17 protein-coding genes and 1 pseudogene are annotated in these 15,567 nt (G+C 74.4%); 10 read left to right on the top strand and 8 right to left on the bottom strand.

The genetic code is table 11. The features are described from left to right. Window positions 1-81 precede the first annotated feature (81 nt). The 3 genes from N555_RS0100485 to N555_RS0100475 all read left to right on the top strand — a co-directional run bounded on the left by N555_RS0100485 (window position 82) and on the right by N555_RS0100475 (window position 2,101). The gene (locus tag N555_RS0100485) at window positions 82-447 is read left to right on the top strand and encodes a YciI family protein (RefSeq protein ID WP_029429543.1); all 366 of its coding nucleotides are present in this window, start codon (window positions 82-84) and stop codon (window positions 445-447) included. Then, window positions 444-1,643: an RNA polymerase sigma factor gene (locus tag N555_RS0100480; protein WP_029429542.1), complete on the top strand. Its 1,200-nt coding sequence runs from the start codon at window positions 444-446 to the stop codon at window positions 1,641-1,643. The genes N555_RS0100485 and N555_RS0100480 overlap by 4 nt, the downstream gene beginning before the upstream one ends. Window positions 1,644-1,777: 134 nt before the next feature. Beyond that, window positions 1,778-2,101, top strand: a complete 324-nt coding sequence (locus N555_RS0100475; RefSeq protein WP_029429541.1) for a hypothetical protein — start codon at window positions 1,778-1,780, stop codon at window positions 2,099-2,101. Between the two features lie 21 nt (window positions 2,102-2,122). On the opposite strand, the gene N555_RS0100470 is transcribed toward N555_RS0100475, so the two are convergent. The 3 genes from N555_RS0100470 to N555_RS0100460 form a co-directional block, all read right to left on the bottom strand. Further along, window positions 2,123-2,734, bottom strand: coding sequence for a VTT domain-containing protein (locus tag N555_RS0100470; protein WP_231502547.1), 612 nt, complete (start codon window positions 2,732-2,734; stop codon window positions 2,123-2,125). An 88-nt stretch (window positions 2,735-2,822) separates the two neighbouring features. Further along, on the bottom strand, window positions 2,823-4,160 hold the full coding sequence (locus tag N555_RS0100465) for an ATP-binding protein (RefSeq protein WP_029429539.1): 1,338 nt from the start codon (window positions 4,158-4,160) through the stop codon (window positions 2,823-2,825). 13 nt (window positions 4,161-4,173) lie between these two features. After that, complete coding sequence (locus tag N555_RS0100460; RefSeq protein ID WP_029429538.1) at window positions 4,174-4,845, bottom strand: response regulator transcription factor; 672 nt, start codon at window positions 4,843-4,845, stop codon at window positions 4,174-4,176. A 123-nt stretch (window positions 4,846-4,968) separates the two neighbouring features. Here N555_RS0100460 and N555_RS29200 point away from each other — a divergent pair. Beyond that, window positions 4,969-5,568 (top strand): annotated as a pseudogene (locus tag N555_RS29200) (phosphatase PAP2 family protein); the annotation flags it as partial. Between the two features lie 102 nt (window positions 5,569-5,670). Here the strand turns inward: N555_RS29200 and N555_RS28520 are convergent. Further along, entirely contained in the window at window positions 5,671-6,831 is a 1,161-nt protein-coding gene (locus N555_RS28520) for a phosphodiester glycosidase family protein (RefSeq protein ID WP_051683503.1), read from the bottom strand. A gap of 387 nt (window positions 6,832-7,218) precedes the next feature. Between N555_RS28520 and N555_RS0100445 the strand changes: the two genes are divergently transcribed. Together N555_RS0100445 and N555_RS0100440 are read left to right on the top strand one after the other, a co-directional pair. Beyond that, a complete protein-coding gene (locus tag N555_RS0100445; RefSeq protein ID WP_051683530.1) occupies window positions 7,219-8,013 on the top strand; it encodes a COG4705 family protein in 795 nt (264 codons plus the stop codon). Further along, window positions 8,010-8,846 carry an undecaprenyl-diphosphate phosphatase gene (locus tag N555_RS0100440; RefSeq protein ID WP_029429535.1) on the top strand — a complete coding sequence of 279 codons (837 nt, stop codon included), beginning with the start codon at window positions 8,010-8,012 and terminating at the stop codon, window positions 8,844-8,846. Before N555_RS0100445 ends, N555_RS0100440 begins: the two co-directional genes overlap by 4 nt. Before the next feature lie 70 nt (window positions 8,847-8,916). Here N555_RS0100440 and N555_RS0100435 read toward each other — a convergent pair whose 3' ends face one another. After that, window positions 8,917-9,189, bottom strand: coding sequence for a GlsB/YeaQ/YmgE family stress response membrane protein (locus N555_RS0100435; RefSeq protein WP_029429534.1), 273 nt, complete (start codon window positions 9,187-9,189; stop codon window positions 8,917-8,919). Between the two features lie 154 nt (window positions 9,190-9,343). Between N555_RS0100435 and N555_RS0100430 the strand changes: the two genes are divergently transcribed. Continuing rightward, window positions 9,344-10,432, top strand: coding sequence for a hypothetical protein (locus N555_RS0100430; RefSeq protein WP_197028856.1), 1,089 nt, complete (start codon window positions 9,344-9,346; stop codon window positions 10,430-10,432). 5 nt (window positions 10,433-10,437) lie between these two features. Further along, the gene (locus N555_RS26455; RefSeq protein WP_051683502.1) at window positions 10,438-11,445 is read left to right on the top strand and encodes a hypothetical protein; all 1,008 of its coding nucleotides are present in this window, start codon (window positions 10,438-10,440) and stop codon (window positions 11,443-11,445) included. 8 nt (window positions 11,446-11,453) lie between these two features. Here N555_RS26455 and N555_RS0100420 read toward each other — a convergent pair whose 3' ends face one another. Beyond that, window positions 11,454-12,086, bottom strand: a complete 633-nt coding sequence (locus tag N555_RS0100420) for a LysE/ArgO family amino acid transporter (RefSeq protein ID WP_029429531.1) — start codon at window positions 12,084-12,086, stop codon at window positions 11,454-11,456. A 71-nt stretch (window positions 12,087-12,157) separates the two neighbouring features. Between N555_RS0100420 and N555_RS0100415 the strand changes: the two genes are divergently transcribed. After that, window positions 12,158-13,045 carry a LysR family transcriptional regulator ArgP gene (locus N555_RS0100415; protein ID WP_029429530.1) on the top strand — a complete coding sequence of 296 codons (888 nt, stop codon included), beginning with the start codon at window positions 12,158-12,160 and terminating at the stop codon, window positions 13,043-13,045. Window positions 13,046-13,074: 29 nt separating this feature from the next. Next, a complete protein-coding gene (locus tag N555_RS0100410) occupies window positions 13,075-13,491 on the top strand; it encodes a hypothetical protein (RefSeq protein WP_029429529.1) in 417 nt (138 codons plus the stop codon). On the opposite strand, the gene N555_RS0100405 is transcribed toward N555_RS0100410, so the two are convergent. Further along, a complete protein-coding gene (locus N555_RS0100405; protein ID WP_034508084.1) occupies window positions 13,488-14,957 on the bottom strand; it encodes a GntP family permease in 1,470 nt (489 codons plus the stop codon). The two genes, N555_RS0100410 and N555_RS0100405, sit on opposite strands and share 4 nt — an antisense overlap. Next, window positions 14,954-15,517 carry a gluconokinase gene (locus tag N555_RS0100400; protein ID WP_029429527.1) on the bottom strand — a complete coding sequence of 188 codons (564 nt, stop codon included), beginning with the start codon at window positions 15,515-15,517 and terminating at the stop codon, window positions 14,954-14,956. Before N555_RS0100400 ends, N555_RS0100405 begins: the two co-directional genes overlap by 4 nt. Window positions 15,518-15,567 lie beyond the last annotated feature (50 nt).

Raw genomic sequence — 15,567 nt, 5'->3', positions numbered from 1 at the left:
AGAAATCCTCGCCGAGGATGTCGGATCTGCCGGGTCGGTGCCGACCAGAGGGCGCCAGTGATGCCCACCGAGGAGGACGAAGTGAAGTACGTGATCCTGATGCAGGTCGACCCGGCCGTGCTCGAGCAGCTCACCGAGGAGCAGCAGCAGCTGATCGGCGACGGCCACGGCGCGTTCATGGCCGCCACCAAGGAGTCCGGCGAGTTCATCGCCACCCAGGCGCTCGGCGACCCGAGCCGGTCCAAGGTCGTCCGCGGCGGCGACCGGCCCGAGGTGACCGACGGCCCCTTCGTCGAGTCGAAGGAGTTCATGGGCGGCTTCTACCTGCTCGACGTCGAGGACGAGGCCCGCGCCGTCGAGCTCGCCCTGCAGATCCCGGACGCGCAGATCCCCGGCCTGGCCCTGGAGATCCGCCCGGTGGTGTTCGCCGACCTGGGCGACGGATGACCAGCGCTCTGGGCGAGGGTCTGTGGCGCGAGCTGGCGCCGCAGACCCTCGCCCGCCTGGTGCGCACCTACGGGCGCGACCAGTTCGACCTGTGCGAGGACGCCGTCCAGGAGGCACTCCTCGACGCCCACCGCCAATGGGCGACCGATCCTCCGGCCGATCCGCAGGCGTGGCTGGTCGCGACCGCCCGCCGGCGGTACGTCGACCTCGTGCGCAGCGACGTCCGCCGCCGCGACCGGGAGGAGCGGACGGCGCGGCTGTCGGCGCCCCTGGACGGCGCGGCGGCCCAGAGCGACGACGCCCTGCTCCTGCTCCAGCTCTGCTGCTCCCCCGAGCTGCCCCGGTCGCAGCAGGTGGCCCTGACCCTGCGCGCCGTCGCCGGGCTCACCACCGCGCAGATCGCCCACGCCTACCAGCTGCCCGAGGCGACGATCGGCCAGCGGATCACCCGGGCCAAGCGCCGGCTGACCGGCACCTTCCCGCGGCCGGACGACGTCAGCGAGCGGCTCGCCCCGGTGCTCGACGTCCTCTACGTGATGTTCACCGAGGCCCACCACACGACCAGCGGCGCGCCGGCCCGCGACGCCGACCTCGCCGCGGAGGCCATCCACCTCGCGCGGCTGCTCCGGCGGGCCGCCCCGACGAACACCGAGGTCGCCGGGCTCCTCGCGCTGATGCTGCTCACCGAGGCGCGGCACCCGGCGCGGGTCGGCCCGGGTGGGCGGCTCGTCCCGCTCGACGAGCAGGACCGCACGCGGTGGGACGCCGCCCTCGTCGCGGAAGGTCTGGCGATGCTCGACGTCGTCACCCCGGGCGCCGTCCCCGGCCCGTACCTGCTGCAGGCGTGCATCGCCGGCCTGCACGCGTCGGCGCCGGACACCGCCTCGACCGACTGGGCCGAGATCCACCTGCTCTACACGCTGCTCGAGGCGCTCACCGACAACCCGACGGTCACCCTCAACCGGATCGTCGCCGAGGCGATGCTGAAGGGCCCCGACCAGGCGCTGACCGCACTCGACCGCCTGGTCACCGACCATCCGCGTCTCCCGAGGGCCGACGCCGTCCGCGCGCACCTGCTCGAACGGTCCGGCCGCACCGCCGAGGCCGCCGAGGCCTACCGCGGGGCGATCGCCGCGACGCTCAACGTCGCCGAGCAGCGCCACCTGCAGGAGCGGCTGCGCCGGCTCGGCCGGTGAGCCGGCGGCCTGCCGCCCGAGGTGGTGGGCCGAGATGCGGTCGAGGAGGGCCGGCGTGGGTACCGACCCGGGAGCACAGCGCCTCCGGACCGGCACCGGCCCCGGGACGCCCACGGCGAGGAGAGGCGACAGCGATGGCGAGCGACCGGCCCGATCCGGCGGACTTCCTCGAGATGGCACAGCGGGCGCTGCGCCAGTTCTTCGGCGACCAGCGTGGTGACGACTCCCCGGCGGACCCGTTCACCGGGCGCTCGGGAGCCCGCCCCGTCCGCGAGCCCAGCCCGCAGGAGCAGCGGGAGAACCTCACGTTCGCGCTGGCGACGCGGGCGGTCGAGGCGCTGGAGGACGTGGCGCTCAACGTCGCGGCGATCCGCCAGCGGCTCGAGCGCCTCGACGCGGAGGGCACGGGAGCGCCGTCATCGGCCGAGGGAGACGGAGCCGCCGCACCCGAGGGGTGACGACGGTGCGGCGCCGCCCGGTCAGCCGGCGACCGGGCGGTCCCGGCGGCTGCGCAGGACCTCGATGACGGCCGGGAGCAGCGAGAGCGCGACGACGCCGAGGATGAACAGCTCGACGTGCTCGCGGACGACGGCCACCCCGCCGAGCCAGTAGCCGAGCATCGTGACCACGGTCGTCCACAGCAGCCCGCCGATGGCCGAGTAGGTCGCGAAACGGCGGAAGCCCATGCCGGCGACGCCGGCCATGACCGTGATGAACGTGCGGACGATCGGCACGAAGCGGGCGAGGACGATCGCCTTGGCGCCGTTGCGCTCGAAGAACTCGTGGGCCTTCTGCACGTGCGAGGCGCGGAAGAACCGCGAGTCCGGCTTGTCGAACACCGACGGACCGACGCGGCGGCCGATGTACCAGCCCACGAGGTTCCCGACGATCGCCGCGACCGGGAAGAGCAGCAGCGCCACCCACAGCGGCGCGATCAGCCCGTCGGCGATCAGCAGACCCGCGGTGAACAGCAGCGAGTCACCCGGCAGGAAGAAGCCGATCAGCAGGCCGCACTCGGCGAAGAGGATCACCATCACCCCGATCAGCCCGAAGGTGTCGATCAGGTGGGTGGGGTCCAGGAATGAGCTCACCCGGCCGATCGTCCGGGACGGACCTGAATTTCGCCTGCACGTGACCGGTCGGGACACCACCCGGGCCCCAGGTGCACCACCCGCGCCGCTATCCCGCCGGCAGGTCGAGGACGAAGCACCCGCCGGCACCCGCTCGGCCGACGTCGATGTCGCCTCCGGCCGCCCGGGCGAGTCGGCGGGCCAGGGCGAGGCCGAGCCCGGCACCGTCGTGCCCGTCCCCGGGGTCGGCCCGCCAGCCGGCGTCGAAGACCCGGTCGGCGTCCGCCGGCCCGACGCCGGGTCCGTCGTCGGCGATCACCAGCCGGACCCGACCCGGGCGGCTCTCCCCGGTCACCGTCACCCGGGTGCGGGCGTACCGGGCGGCGTTGGCGAGGACCGGCGCCACCAGCCGCTCGAGCACCGGCGCGTCGACGCCCACCACCAGGTCCGCGGGGACGTCCGCGACGGCCTCGATCCCGGAGCTCCCGACCGCGGCCCGGACCAGCTCCGGGAGGACCTCGGCGGGGTGGCACCGGCCGGGGAGCGCGCCGGAGCCGGTGCGCGCCGCGACCATCAGCGTCTCGACGATCCGCCGCATCGAGCCCGCCGCGTCGTCGATCGCGGCGAGCGCCGCGGCCTGCTCGGCGGTGCTGCGCGGCCGCTCCCGCAGCAGGTCCACCTCGGCCTGCAGGCGGGCCAGCGGTGTGCGGAGCTCGTGGCTGAGCTCGTCGGACAGCTGCCGCTCGTGGCGCAGCACCGCGCCGAGGCGGTCCAGCAGCTCGTCCAGGGTGCGGGCCAGCTCGTCGAGCTCGGCCGGGCGGGGCGTCGTCCCGAAGCGGCGCTCGACGTCCTCGGCGCTCCACCGGCCGGCCTGCGCCGTCATGGCGCCGACCGGCCGCAGCGCCCGCCGGACGTTGGCCCGCAGCACCAGGTGGACGACGACCAGGAGCAGCACGCCCAGGGCGGCGCTGGCCACCCACGCCAGCCGCTGCACCTTCCGGTAGGGCTGCAGCGAGGTGCTCGTGACGACGGTGGCGATCCGCTGCTCGCCGTCCCGCACCGGCAGCGCGAACAGGCGCAGCCGGTCCGGCAGGCCCGTCTCCGCAGTCGCCTCCCCGTCCGCGCCGGCCAGTTCCGCCGCCCGCGCGTCCAGGTCCGCGGTGCTCCCCGGTGGCGTCTCCACGGCCGATCCGTCGGCGGCGAAGATCCAGGTGCCGACGTCGAGCGCCGCGTCGTCCCGGACGTCGACGACCCGTACCTCTCCCCCGTCCTCGGTCACCGTCGCGGCGGCCGCCTCCGCCCGGGCCCGGAGGACGCCGTCGGCCTCCCGCGCCAGCACGCCGCCGAGGAGGACGTTCGCCCCGACCGTCAGCACGACCACCCACAGCGCGACGACCGCCGTCGCCGACCAGGACAGCCGGCTGCGCAGGCTCCGCGTCGCGCTCACGCGGGCGGCCGGCTCACGAGAACCGGTAGCCGACGCCGTGGACGGTGGCGATGCCGGGACCCTCGGCGCCCGCCGCGGCCAGCTTGCGGCGCAGCCGGGCGACGTACTGGTCCAGCGTGTTCTCCGCGACCGCCTCCCCGTGCGGCCAGCCGGCCAGCACCAGCGCCCGCCGGCGCACCACCTGACCCGGTGCCGCGAGCAGTGCAGCCAGGAGGCGGTACTCGGTGGGCGTGAGGGCCTGCCGGCCCGCCGGTCCGTGCAGGTCGTGGCCGGCCGGGTCGAGCCGCAGGCCGTCGTCGGCGGCCGGTGGCCGCGGCACCCCGCGGCGGATCATCGCCCGCAGCCGCGCCAGGAGCTCGCTGACGTGGAAGGGCTTGGCCAGGTGGTCGTCGCCGCCCGCGGCGAAGGACGACAGCACGTCCGGCAGCTGGTCGCGGGCGGTCAGGAAGAGCACCGGGACGGCGATCCCGCGGGCCCGCATCGCGGCGCACACGTCCCGGCCGTCGGAGTCGGGCAGCCCGATGTCGAGCACCACCGCGGCGAACCCCCCTGTGGCGACCGCCCGGAGCGCGCTCGCGCCGTCCGCGGCGGTGACCACCCGCAGGTCGGCCTCGCGCAGTCCCCGGGCGACGACCTCCCGCAGCGCGGCGTCGTCCTCCACGACCAGGACGCTCGCTCCCTCCACGTGCGGGATCGTCCCCCGTCGGCATCGCGCACCGCCACCAGCGTGCAGGCGCCGTACAGGACGACGTCCCGGTCGGGTCGCCGTACAGGCGGCGTACAGCAGGAGCGGCCCATCGTGGCGGGCATGACGACCCGACTCAGGTGGGCCACCGGCCCGGGCCGGGAGGGAGCCCGGACGCAGCCCGTCGTCGGCCGCGTGGGCTTCCTCGGCGGGCTGACGGCCGCCGCGCTGTTCGCAGCGCTCGGCCTGCTCGTGACCGCCCGCGGAGGACGGCCGTTCCCCGCCGACCTCGCAGTGCACGGCTGGCTGCTCGACCACCGGACGACCCCGGTCACCGGCATCGCGCGGGTGGTCACCGCGACCGCCGCGGGATTCGTCGCCGTCCCCCTCGCCGCCCTTGCGGGGGTGTACGCCGGAGGGCGCCTCGGATGGCCGCGACGGGTCCTGCTGGCGATCGCGGCCTACGGCGGCGTCCAGCTGCTCCGGTTGGGCCTGTCGTCCTGGATCGGTCGCGCCCGTCCCCCGGCTGCCGACTGGGCGACGACGGCGAGCGGTTTCTCGTTCCCCTCGGGTCACACGTCGTCGGCGGCGGTGGTGGCCGCCCTGGTCGTCGTGGCGGCTCGACGACGGGGCTCGGGCGGCGGCGTCGCGGCGCTGGCCGTCGGTTGGGCGGTCGCCGTGGGCTTCACGCGTGTCTACCTGGGCGTGCACTGGCCGAGCGACGTGCTCGGCTCCCGGCCGCGAGCACGGAGGGCCGGAGGTGGCTCGGCCGGCGTCCCCATCCGGGCAGCCGGGAGGTCCGCGTGCAGTGGACGCCCGCTGTCCTCAGCGCAGCGTGACGTAGAAGAAGTCGCGCTGGTCGACGGTCAGGTAGCGGTCGGCCGGGCGGCCCATGTGCGGGAGGAGCGCGGTGGGCGTCGCCGAGGAACCGTTCGGAGCCCACGAGGCGAACGACTCCTTGCCCGGGTGGATGTCCAGCTCCATGCCCCGCTGGATGCCGGCGTCCACCATGGCCGCTGCGAGGGTCTGCAGGGTGAGCCCATCACCCGCGACGTACACCAGGTTGCCGTGGGCGTCGACGCCCAGCCCCGAGCGCCAGGTGTACTGGAGCTGGTTCCTCGAGCTGCCCCACAGGCCGTGCGCGTTGGTCGAGAGCCCGTCCACCGGCTGACCGCCGTCGACGACCAGGGCGAGGTTCTGCCGCACAGCGGCGACGTGGCCGGTCATGGTGACGTCCCGCCCCCAGTCGCCCACCGTCACGCGGCCGTGGTCGTCGATGACCACCGAGGCCTGCCCGTCCACGAGCGGTTCCCCCGTCCGTCCGTCGAGGTAGAACCCGCCGGTGATGTCCTGGAACTTCCAGCCGGAGTTGAAGGTGGCGACGAGCGCCGGGACGTCGGAGGAGGGCACCTGGGCGCTGCCCGGCCAGCCGGGCCCGCCGGGTTGCATCGAGCCGGCGACCAGGTGTGCCGCGGTGTCGCCGGATCGCATCCAGGCCGCGCCGACGACGACGCTCGGATGAGATCCGTCCGGCCGGAGGAACGTCGTGTAGATGGCGGGCCGGCCCCCCGAGTCGGTCCGGCCCGGCGACCAGTCCCCTTCTCCCGCCACGGGCTCCGCGCCGGCCAGCGGCGCGACCGCAGGAGGCCCGGCCACACCGGCCGGCTGCGTGGGTGCGAGCGCCGTGTCGGGCAGTGCTGCGTCTTCAGGGGCCACCCCGGACGGCTCGTGGCGCGAGTAGTACCAGTTCTCCATCCAGTTGACGACGGGCGCTCCGCCGTGGTCTCTCACCCACTCCACGGTGCGCTCCTCCCAGCTGCCACCCCCCGGAGCCGTCATGGCCCGCTCGAACGAGATCGCCGGCAGGAGCAGGAGCGCCGCCAGCGCGAGGCCGAGGAGACGCCGCCACCGGCGGGCGCGCCGCCCCGTCGCCGGTCCGTCCGATCCCGCGGGCACGTCGGCCGGTCTCTGGTCCAGCATGGTCATGCTGCATCTCCCTGCCGTCGTGCTCCCGCTCGGCGACCTCGCGGGAGGCCCGCGCCCTGGAGTGGGTTCGCGCCCGAGCCTCGGCTCCGGAGGCTGGGACGACGTTGAAACGGCCTGTGCGTGCGCTGTGAGGCCGGTGATCCGGCACCAGCCAGCGGGGATGCGCATCCAGCTGGGCGGCGAGGAGCTCGAGGAGGACGCCGGTGGCCCCTCCCCTCCGCGCCCAGTCCCTCCCCTCGGGGACCTCACCTGGCTGCTGGGCGCTCCCACGAAGCTGCCAGGCCCCGAAGCCGCTCAGGCCTGACGGCGAGTGGCGGATGCGCCGGTGCCACCGGCCTTCGCCGACGTTCAGGCGCTGTACAGGACCGGGTGCCGATGCTGGCGGGCATGACGAGAGCTCCCCAGGTACCGACCGGTCGGGCGTTGCTGAACAAGGTCCCCGAGGTCACGGTCTTCTTCTGGATCATCAAGGTCCTGGCCACGACCGTCGGCGAGACGGCCGCGGACTTCCTCGCCGACAACGTGGGCCTCGGCCTCGGCGGCACCACCGTCGTGATGACCGCCGTCTTCCTGGCGGTGCTCGTCTGGCAGTTCCGCACCCGCCGCTACATCCCGGCCGTGTACTGGCTCACCGTCGTGCTGATCAGCGTCGTCGGCACCTTGCTCACCGACAACCTCACCGACGCCCTCGGCGTGCCGCTCGGGGTCAGCACGGTCGTCTTCTCCGTCGCGCTCGCGGTCACGTTCGCCGTCTGGTTCCGGTTCGAGCACACGTTGTCGATCCACAGCATCGTCACGTTCCGCCGCGAGGCCTTCTACTGGCTCGCCGTCCTCATGACCTTCGCCCTCGGCACGGCCGTCGGCGACCTCGTCGACGAGCAGTTCGGCGTCGGCTACTGGGCCACCGCGCTGATCGTCGCCCTGCTCATCGCCGCCGTCGCGGTCAGCCACCTGGTCTTCCGCGCCAACGCGGTGCTCACGTTCTGGATCGCCTACGTCCTCACCCGACCCCTGGGCGCGTCCCTCGGCGACGGCCTCTCCCAGCCCCGCGAGGACGGCGGGCTGGGACTCGGCACCACCTGGACCAGCTTCGTCTTCCTGGTCGCCATCGTGGCGATCGTCGCCTACCTCACCGTGTCGGGGCGCGACCGGACCGAGGCCCGGGGCGAGGTCGCTGCGTGACCTGGCTGCAGGCAGTCGTCCTCGGCATCGTGGAGGGGCTGACCGAGTTCCTGCCCGTGTCCAGCACGGGCCACCTCACCGTCGTCGAGCGGTTGATGGGCCTCTCGACGGACGACGACGGGGTCACTGCGTTCACCGCGATCGTGCAGGTGGGCGCGATCCTCGCGGTCATCGGCTACTTCCGCCGCGACATCGGGCGGCTGATCACCGGCTTCGTGCGCGGCCTGCGGAGCCCGTCGGCCCGCCGCGGACCGGCCTGGCGGGAGGCCTGCGTGGTGGTCGTCGGCTCCGTGCCGATCGGGGTGGTCGGGCTGCTCACCCGGCATCTCGTCTCCGGGCCGCTGCGCAGTCTCTGGGTCGTCGCCGTCGCCCTCATCGCCTGGAGCGCGGTCATGGTGCTGGCCGAGCGGGTCGGCCGGCAGGACCGCCCGGAGTCCTCGGTCGGGCTCCGGGACGCCGTCGTGATGGGCGCTGTCCAGTGCGTCGCCCTCGTCCCCGGCGTCTCCCGCTCCGGGGCGACCATCAGCGCCGGACTGTTCCGCGGACTGGACCGGGTCGCCGCGACCCGCATCTCGTTCCTGCTGTCGATCCCTGCCCTGCTCGCCGCCGGAGGCCTCGAGGCCGTCTCCGAGGGCGGGGCGGTCGCCGACAGTGTCGGCTGGGGGCCGACGCTGCTGGCCACGCTGGTGAGCCTGCTCGTGGGTTACGCGTCCATCGCCTGGTTGCTGCGCCTGGTCGCGGGCCACCCCATCACCGTGTTCGTTCCCTACCGGATCGCGCTGGGGGTGTCCCTGGTCATCGCCCTGGCCACGGGCGCCGTCGCGACCACCTGACCACCGCTCCTCCCACGGACCGGGAACGGCCCCAGCAGCCTCGGCGCCGGCTGCTGGGGCCGCAGAGCGGTCAGACCCGGTGGCCGCTGCGCCGCCCGGTCACCGTCGCCGCGATGACCACGAGGACGGCCGCGACGATGATGCTGATGATCCAGCGGATCCAGTCGATGCCCTTGGTCTCGTCGACGCCCAGGGCGGCAGCGAGGTAGTAGCCGATCAGGACGCCGGCGATCCCGCAGACCACGGTCAGCCACAGCGGGATGTTGTCCCGGTTGCCGGGAGCGACGAACTTGCCGAGCAGGCCGATGATGATGCCCGCGACGATGACTCCGATGATCTCCACGATGGCGCCTTCCGTTCGGTGGCCGGTGGACGGACGCGCCTGCTGTACCCCGGAACACCCACCGGAGTAACAGCCCGCCGAGCGGCTCTCCCGGGGAGGCACCTGCGCCTAGGCTCGGCCTGCCCATCGAGGGCGACGACCGAGGGAGCTCGACATGGCGATCGCCGACCACGGACTGCAGACCGGCGACACCGGCATGGCCTCGATCGGGGCGCTGGCCTTCGGACCGGACGACGTCCTCTTCGCCGCCGACTACCAGGGGGCCCGCGTGGTCGCCCTCGACGTCGCCGACCCGTCGACGGCCGCGGCGACCGACCCGCTCGACCTGACCGACCTCGACGGCGCGCTCGCCGCCTACCTCGGCTGCGAGCGGGCGGACGTGGCGCTGCGCGACCTGGCCGTCCACCCCCGCACCGGCAACGTCTACCTCTCGGTGATGCGCGGCAGCGGAACCGCCGGCCAGCCGGTGCTCGTCCGTCTCGACCGCGCCGACGGCAGCCTGAGCGACGTCCCGCTCGACGCCGTCGCCCACGCGACCGCCGAGCTGGCCGACGCCCCCGCCGTGGACGACGAGCTCAAGGACGTCTGGCTGGGCGAGGGCGAGGGGCGCGAGTACAACGGCCGGGTCATCCGCGCCACGCGCGTCCCGGCCCGTCTGTCGGCGATCACCGACCTGGCCTACGTGGACGGCGCGGTGCTGGTGGCGGGCCTCTCCGACGAGGAGTTCGCCTCGACGCTGCGCCGGATCCCCTACCCGTTCGACGGCCGGCAGGCCGCCAGCGGGCTGGAGATCTTCCACGTGTCGCACGGCGCGTGGGAGACGGCAGCGCCGATCCGCAGGTTCGTGCCCCACTCCGGCGGCATCCTCGCCAGTTACACCTGCACCCCGCTGGTCCACTTCCCGATGGCCGACCTCGCCGCCGGCGGTCGCGTCACCGGCCGCACCGTCGCCGAGCTCGGCTGGGGCAACCAGCCCCTCGGCATGGTCGCCTTCGAGCAGGACGGCGCCGAGCAGCTGCTCGTCTCGCACACCGCGTACCCGCTGATGAAGATCGCCTGCGCCGACATCGACCGCCAGGAGGCCCTCACCGAGCCGAAGGAGCCCCTCGGGGTGCCGCGCACCGAGGAGGACGTCCTCGGCGTCTCCCTGATGGCGGCCCTCGACGACCAGCACGTCCTCGTCGTGCAGGCCGACGACGCGGGGGTCCGGTCCCTCCGCTCGCTGAAGACCGCCTCCCTCTAGCGCGCGTGGAGGTCGGCTGGGGGGAACGGCGGGGGGACGTCGTCCTCATGGTCCGCGGCCCGGCCGTGGGTCTGCGCGTCTACCCCGCCGACGCGCTCGGCGGGGACCGGACTCCCCGGCGCCAGCCCATGGCCGGTCGCTGGGAGACCGTGGACGGCGATGCCGTGTTCGTGCCGCGCTTCCCCTTCCTCCCGGGCACCGAGTACGCCGTGGTGACGGGGGACGACGGACCCGCGGCGGTCCTCCCCCGGATCCCGCGGCCCGGCACCGGGCAGACCTCCGTGGTCGCGATCGAGCCCGCCCTGGACGTCGTCCCCCGCAACCTCTTGCGCTTCGCCGTGCGGTTCTCCTCCCCGATGAGCGAGGGGTGGGCCGCCCGCGCGATCCGCCTGGAGCGGGCCGACGACGGAGCCGTCGTCCCCGGGGCGTTCCTGGGCATGGAGCCCGAGCTGTGGGACGCCGGGCGCCGGCGGCTGACCGTGCTGCTCGACCCGGCCCGGATCAAGCGTGGCCTGGCGCCACACCTCGAGGCCGGCTACCCGCTGACCGAGGGGGCGGACGTCCGCCTCGTGGTGGACGCCGGCTTCCGGGACGCCGAGGGCCGGGGGCTCAGCGCCGGGGCCGCCGCGACCTTCCGGGTGGGACCGGACCTGCGCGGCCGGGTGCGACCGGAGACGTGGTCGGTGTCCGCGCCGCGCGCCGGCACCCGGGAGCCGCTGCGGATCCGCTTCGACCGGCCGCTCGACCGTGCACTGACCGACCGGTGCCTGCGGGTCGACGAGCTACCGGGGGCAGGAAGCGCCGACGCCGACGGCCGGGGCTGGGCGTTCGTGCCCGACCGCCCGTGGGTGACCGGCGTCGTCCGCGTCGCCGTCGACCCGGCCCTGGAGGACGTCGCCGGCAACTCCGTCGCGCGGGTCTTCGACCGGGACCTGGCCGGCCCCGCCGACGACCCGCTCGGTGCGGCGGACGTCGTCGCCCTGACCGTCGTGGTCGGCCCGCGGTCCGACTGAGACCCGGCTCAGGCCTCGGCGATGCCGCGCACCAGCAGCGACACGGCCAGGAGCGTCATGACGGCGGCGATGACGCCGTCCAGCACCCGCCACGCGACCGGCCGGGCGAACACCGGCCGCAGCAGCCGTGCGCCGAAGCCGAGCCCGGTGAACCACACGATGCTGCCGATGCCGGCACCGACGGCGAAGGCCCACCGCTGGTCGCCGTAGGTCGACGCGGTCGATCCCAGCAGCACCACGGTGTCCAGGTAGACGTGCGGGTTCAGCCAGGTCAGCGCCAGGCACGTGCCGACCGTGACCGCGAGCCCCGCCCCGATCCCCGCCGCGTCGGAGAGCAGCACGCCGGGCCGCAGCGCCCGCCGCGCCGCCAGCGCCCCGTACCCGAGCAGGAACGCGGCCCCGGCGAAGCACACCACCGGCACCAGCCACGACACCCGCTCCAGCACCTCCCCGGCCCCGAGCACGCCGGCGAAGATCAGCGCGAGGTCCGACAGCGCGCACACCGCCACCACCGCCGCGACGTGCTCCAGCCGCAGCCCCTGCCGGAGCACGAACGCGTTCTGCGCACCGATGGCGACGATCAGCCCGAGGCCGAGGGCGAGTCCGGAGACGGCGGCCAGCAGCGCCGCGGAGGTCAACACGTCTCGACGCTAGGAAGACTCTGATCACCGGTCCAGCTAAAGATATTGATGGTTCGTTAGCGTTGCTGTTCATGGACCTCGACCTCGGCCAGTTGCGCGCACTCGACGCCACCGTCCGCGAGGGCACGCTCGAGGCGGCCGCCCGCGCCCTGCACGTCACGCCGTCGGCGATCAGCCAGCGGTTGCGCGCACTCGAAGTCAGCACCGGCCGGATCCTGCTCGTGCGCTCCAAGCCGGTGCAGGTCACCGAGTCCGGTCAGGCCGTGCTCCGGCTCGCCCGCCAGATCGACGTCCTCACCGCCGACGTGACCCGGGAACTCGGGGACGAACCCGTCGACGTGCCGACGCTGCCCGTCGCGGTCAACGCCGACTCGATGGCCACCTGGGTGCTGCCGGCGCTGGCGCCCCTGGCCGGCGAGGTCGCGCTCGACCTGCACCGCGAGGACCAGGAGCACACCAGCGCCCTGCTCCGCGCCGGCACCGTCATGGCGGCGGTCACCGCCCAGGCCGACCCGGTGCCCGGCTGCACCTCCACCCGGCTCGGGTCCATGCGCTACCGGCCGATGGCCACCCCCGAGTTCGCCGCACGCTGGTTCCCCGACGGCCCGACGCCCGAGGCCCTGGCGCGAGCTCCCGTCGTCGTCTTCGACCGCAAGGACGACCTCCAGCACCGCTATCTGTCCGCCCGCGCCGTCCCCGGGATCCCGCCGGCGACCTACGTGCCGGCGTCGGCGGACTTCGTCGCGGCGGTCGCCCTGGGCCTGGGCTGGGGCATGGTGCCGGACCTGCAGGCCGGGGATCTCCACCTCGTCGAGCTCGACCCGGCCGGCACGGTCGACGTCGTCCTGTACTGGCAGCAGTGGAAGCTCCGCTCGGCGACGCTCGACCGCGTCCGCGAGGCGGTCCTGGCCGGCGCGGCTCGCGCGCTGGACCCGGCGGATCCCGGGGCCCGGGCGTAACCGCGCGCGGAGCGGGCACCCCTGATCCCATGTCCTCGCCGAAGCCCGGAGCCCCCGACCAGGGCGCCTCCCCGACCGTCCGGCTGGACCGCCCGCCGCCGCTCGCCGCCGAGCCGGCGTCCCCGCCGCCTTCCCTGCCTGCCCGACCCGGCCACCCCGACGACATGTCGACCGTCGGGCTCCCCCGGCCGACGTCGAACTCCCGGCACCGCACATTCGAGTTCGGCGTCCCGGAACCGGTGAAGGTGACCGTCACCGCGCGGCCCCGCCGTCAGCGCCGCTTCTCGACCTGGCCGTGGATCGTCGGGGTGCTGCTCGCGCTGCTCGTCCTGGCGGCGGTGCTCGTCGGCATGCTCCTGGGCGGCTCGACGATCGACGACCCCCGCCTCGACGGCCCGGGCGACGCCGGGCTGCCCGGCGCGAGCAGCACCGCGCCGGGCAGCTAGACGACGACCGAGAGCAGCAGCACCCCGAGCAGCCCGACGACGGAGATGACCGTCTCCATCACCGACCAGCTCTTGATCGTCTCGCCGACCGTCATCCCGAAGTACTCCTTCACCAGCCAGAAGCCGGCGTCGTTGACGTGCGAGAAGAACAGCGAGCCGGCGCCGACGGCCAGCGCCAGGAGGGCGACCGTCGGGCTGTCCAGGCCCTCGGCGAGCGGCGCGACGATGCCGGCCGCGGTGATGGTGGCGACCGTGGCCGAGCCAGTGGCCAGCCGGATGCCGACCGCGACCAACCAGCCCAGGATGAGCGGGGACAGGTTCGCGCCGTCGGCCCAGTCGGCGATCAGGTCGCCGATCCCGGAGTCGACCAGCAGCTGCTTGAACCCGCCGCCCGCGGCGACGATGAGCAGGATCCCCGCGATCGCCGGCAGCGCCCCACCGGTGATGCTGTTGATCTTCTCGCGGCCGAACCCGACCGCCGTCCCGAGCGTGAACATCGCCAGGACGAGCCCGATGAGCAGCGCCACGGACGGGTTGCCGAGGACGTCAGTGACCTTCTGCAGACCGTTCTCCGGGTCGTCGATCGTGAGCTCGACGACGGCCCGCATCAGCATGAGCACGATCGGCACGAGGATCGTGCCCACGGTGACGCCGAAGCTCGGCTGCCGGTCCGGGCCCTCCTCCCCGACGTCGCCGGAGTCCCCCGGCTGGCCCAGGTCGAGGCCGTCGTCGTCGGGACCGGAACCGGCCGAGCCGGTGGTGCCCGTCTCGCGGGCTCCGACGGCGGCCGGGATCAGCGGAGCCGGGTGGTCGATCGCGACCCGGGCGGAGATGAAGGAGCCGAACAGCGGCCCGGCGATGATCACCGATGGGATCGCCACGATCAGGCCGAAGAGCAGCACGAGGCCGAGGTCGGCGTCCAGGCTGGAGATGGCGACGAGCGGGCCCGGGTGCGGCGGGACGAAGCCGTGCAGCACGGAGAGCCCGGCCAGCGCGGGGATGCCCACGCGCAGCACCGGCTGGTTGCTGCGCCGGGCCACGAGCAGCACGATCGGGATGAGCAGCACGACGCCGATCTCGAAGAACAACGGGATGCCGATGAGCGCGGCCACGCCGGCCATCGCCCACGGCAGCCGGCCGGCGCTCACCCGGTCCACGACCCGGGTCACGATGCCGTCGGCGCCGCCGGAGTGGGTGAGCAGCCCGCCGATCATGGCGCCCAGCGCGATCAGCAGCCCGACGCTGCCGGTGGTCGCGCCGAGCCCCGTGGTGAAGCTGGTGATGATGTCGGCCGCGCTCACGCCGGCGACGACGCCGAGCACCGCCGACCCGATGATCAGCGAGACGAACGGGTGCACCTTCAGCACGGTGATCAACAGGACGACGGCCGCGATGCCGAGCAGCGCGGCGAGGATGAGCTGGGTGTCGTTGCTGGTGTGCGACACGGTGTCGGCGAGGACCGTCACGACTGCGGCTCCTGGGTGGGCACGGGCGACTCGCGCTCGCTGCTGAGCGCGCTGATCACGGAGGCGGCGACGTCCGCGGCCGCGCCGGCCCCGGAGATGGCGGCGCCGGGCTCGTCGGGCTCCAGCTGTTCCAGCGTGGCCAGCTGGCTGTCCAGCAGGGACGGCGGCATGTAGTGGCCCTGTCGCTGCTCGACCCGGCCGCGGATCAGGTCGGGGTCGGCGGTGACGTGCGCGAACCACACCGACGGGTGGCCGTCGCGGAGCAGGTCCCGGTAGGAGCGCTTGAGCGCCGAGCAGGTGACGACGACGGAGGTGCCCGCCGCCTCGTGCTCGCCGATCCACTCCGCGAGCCGGCGCAGCCACGGCCAGCGGTCGTCGTCGTCGAGGGGGGTGCCGGCGCGCATCTTCTCGACGTTCGCCGGTGGGTGGAACTCGTCGCCCTCGGCGAACTGCCAGCCCAGGCGTGACACGAGCTCGGCGGCGACGGTGGACTTGCCGGAGCCGGACACCCCCATCACGACGATCGTGGTGGTACCGGGTCGTGCGGTCTGCTCCGCCATGATCGCGACGCTATTCCGGCTCCCGACCAGCGGCGACCCGAGCACCAGCG

This window comes from Blastococcus sp. URHD0036 (assembly GCF_000701365.1).
Taxonomy (GTDB): Bacteria; Actinomycetota; Actinomycetes; order Mycobacteriales; family Geodermatophilaceae; genus Trujillonella.
This window is presented reverse-complemented; position numbering and strand designations above follow the sequence as displayed.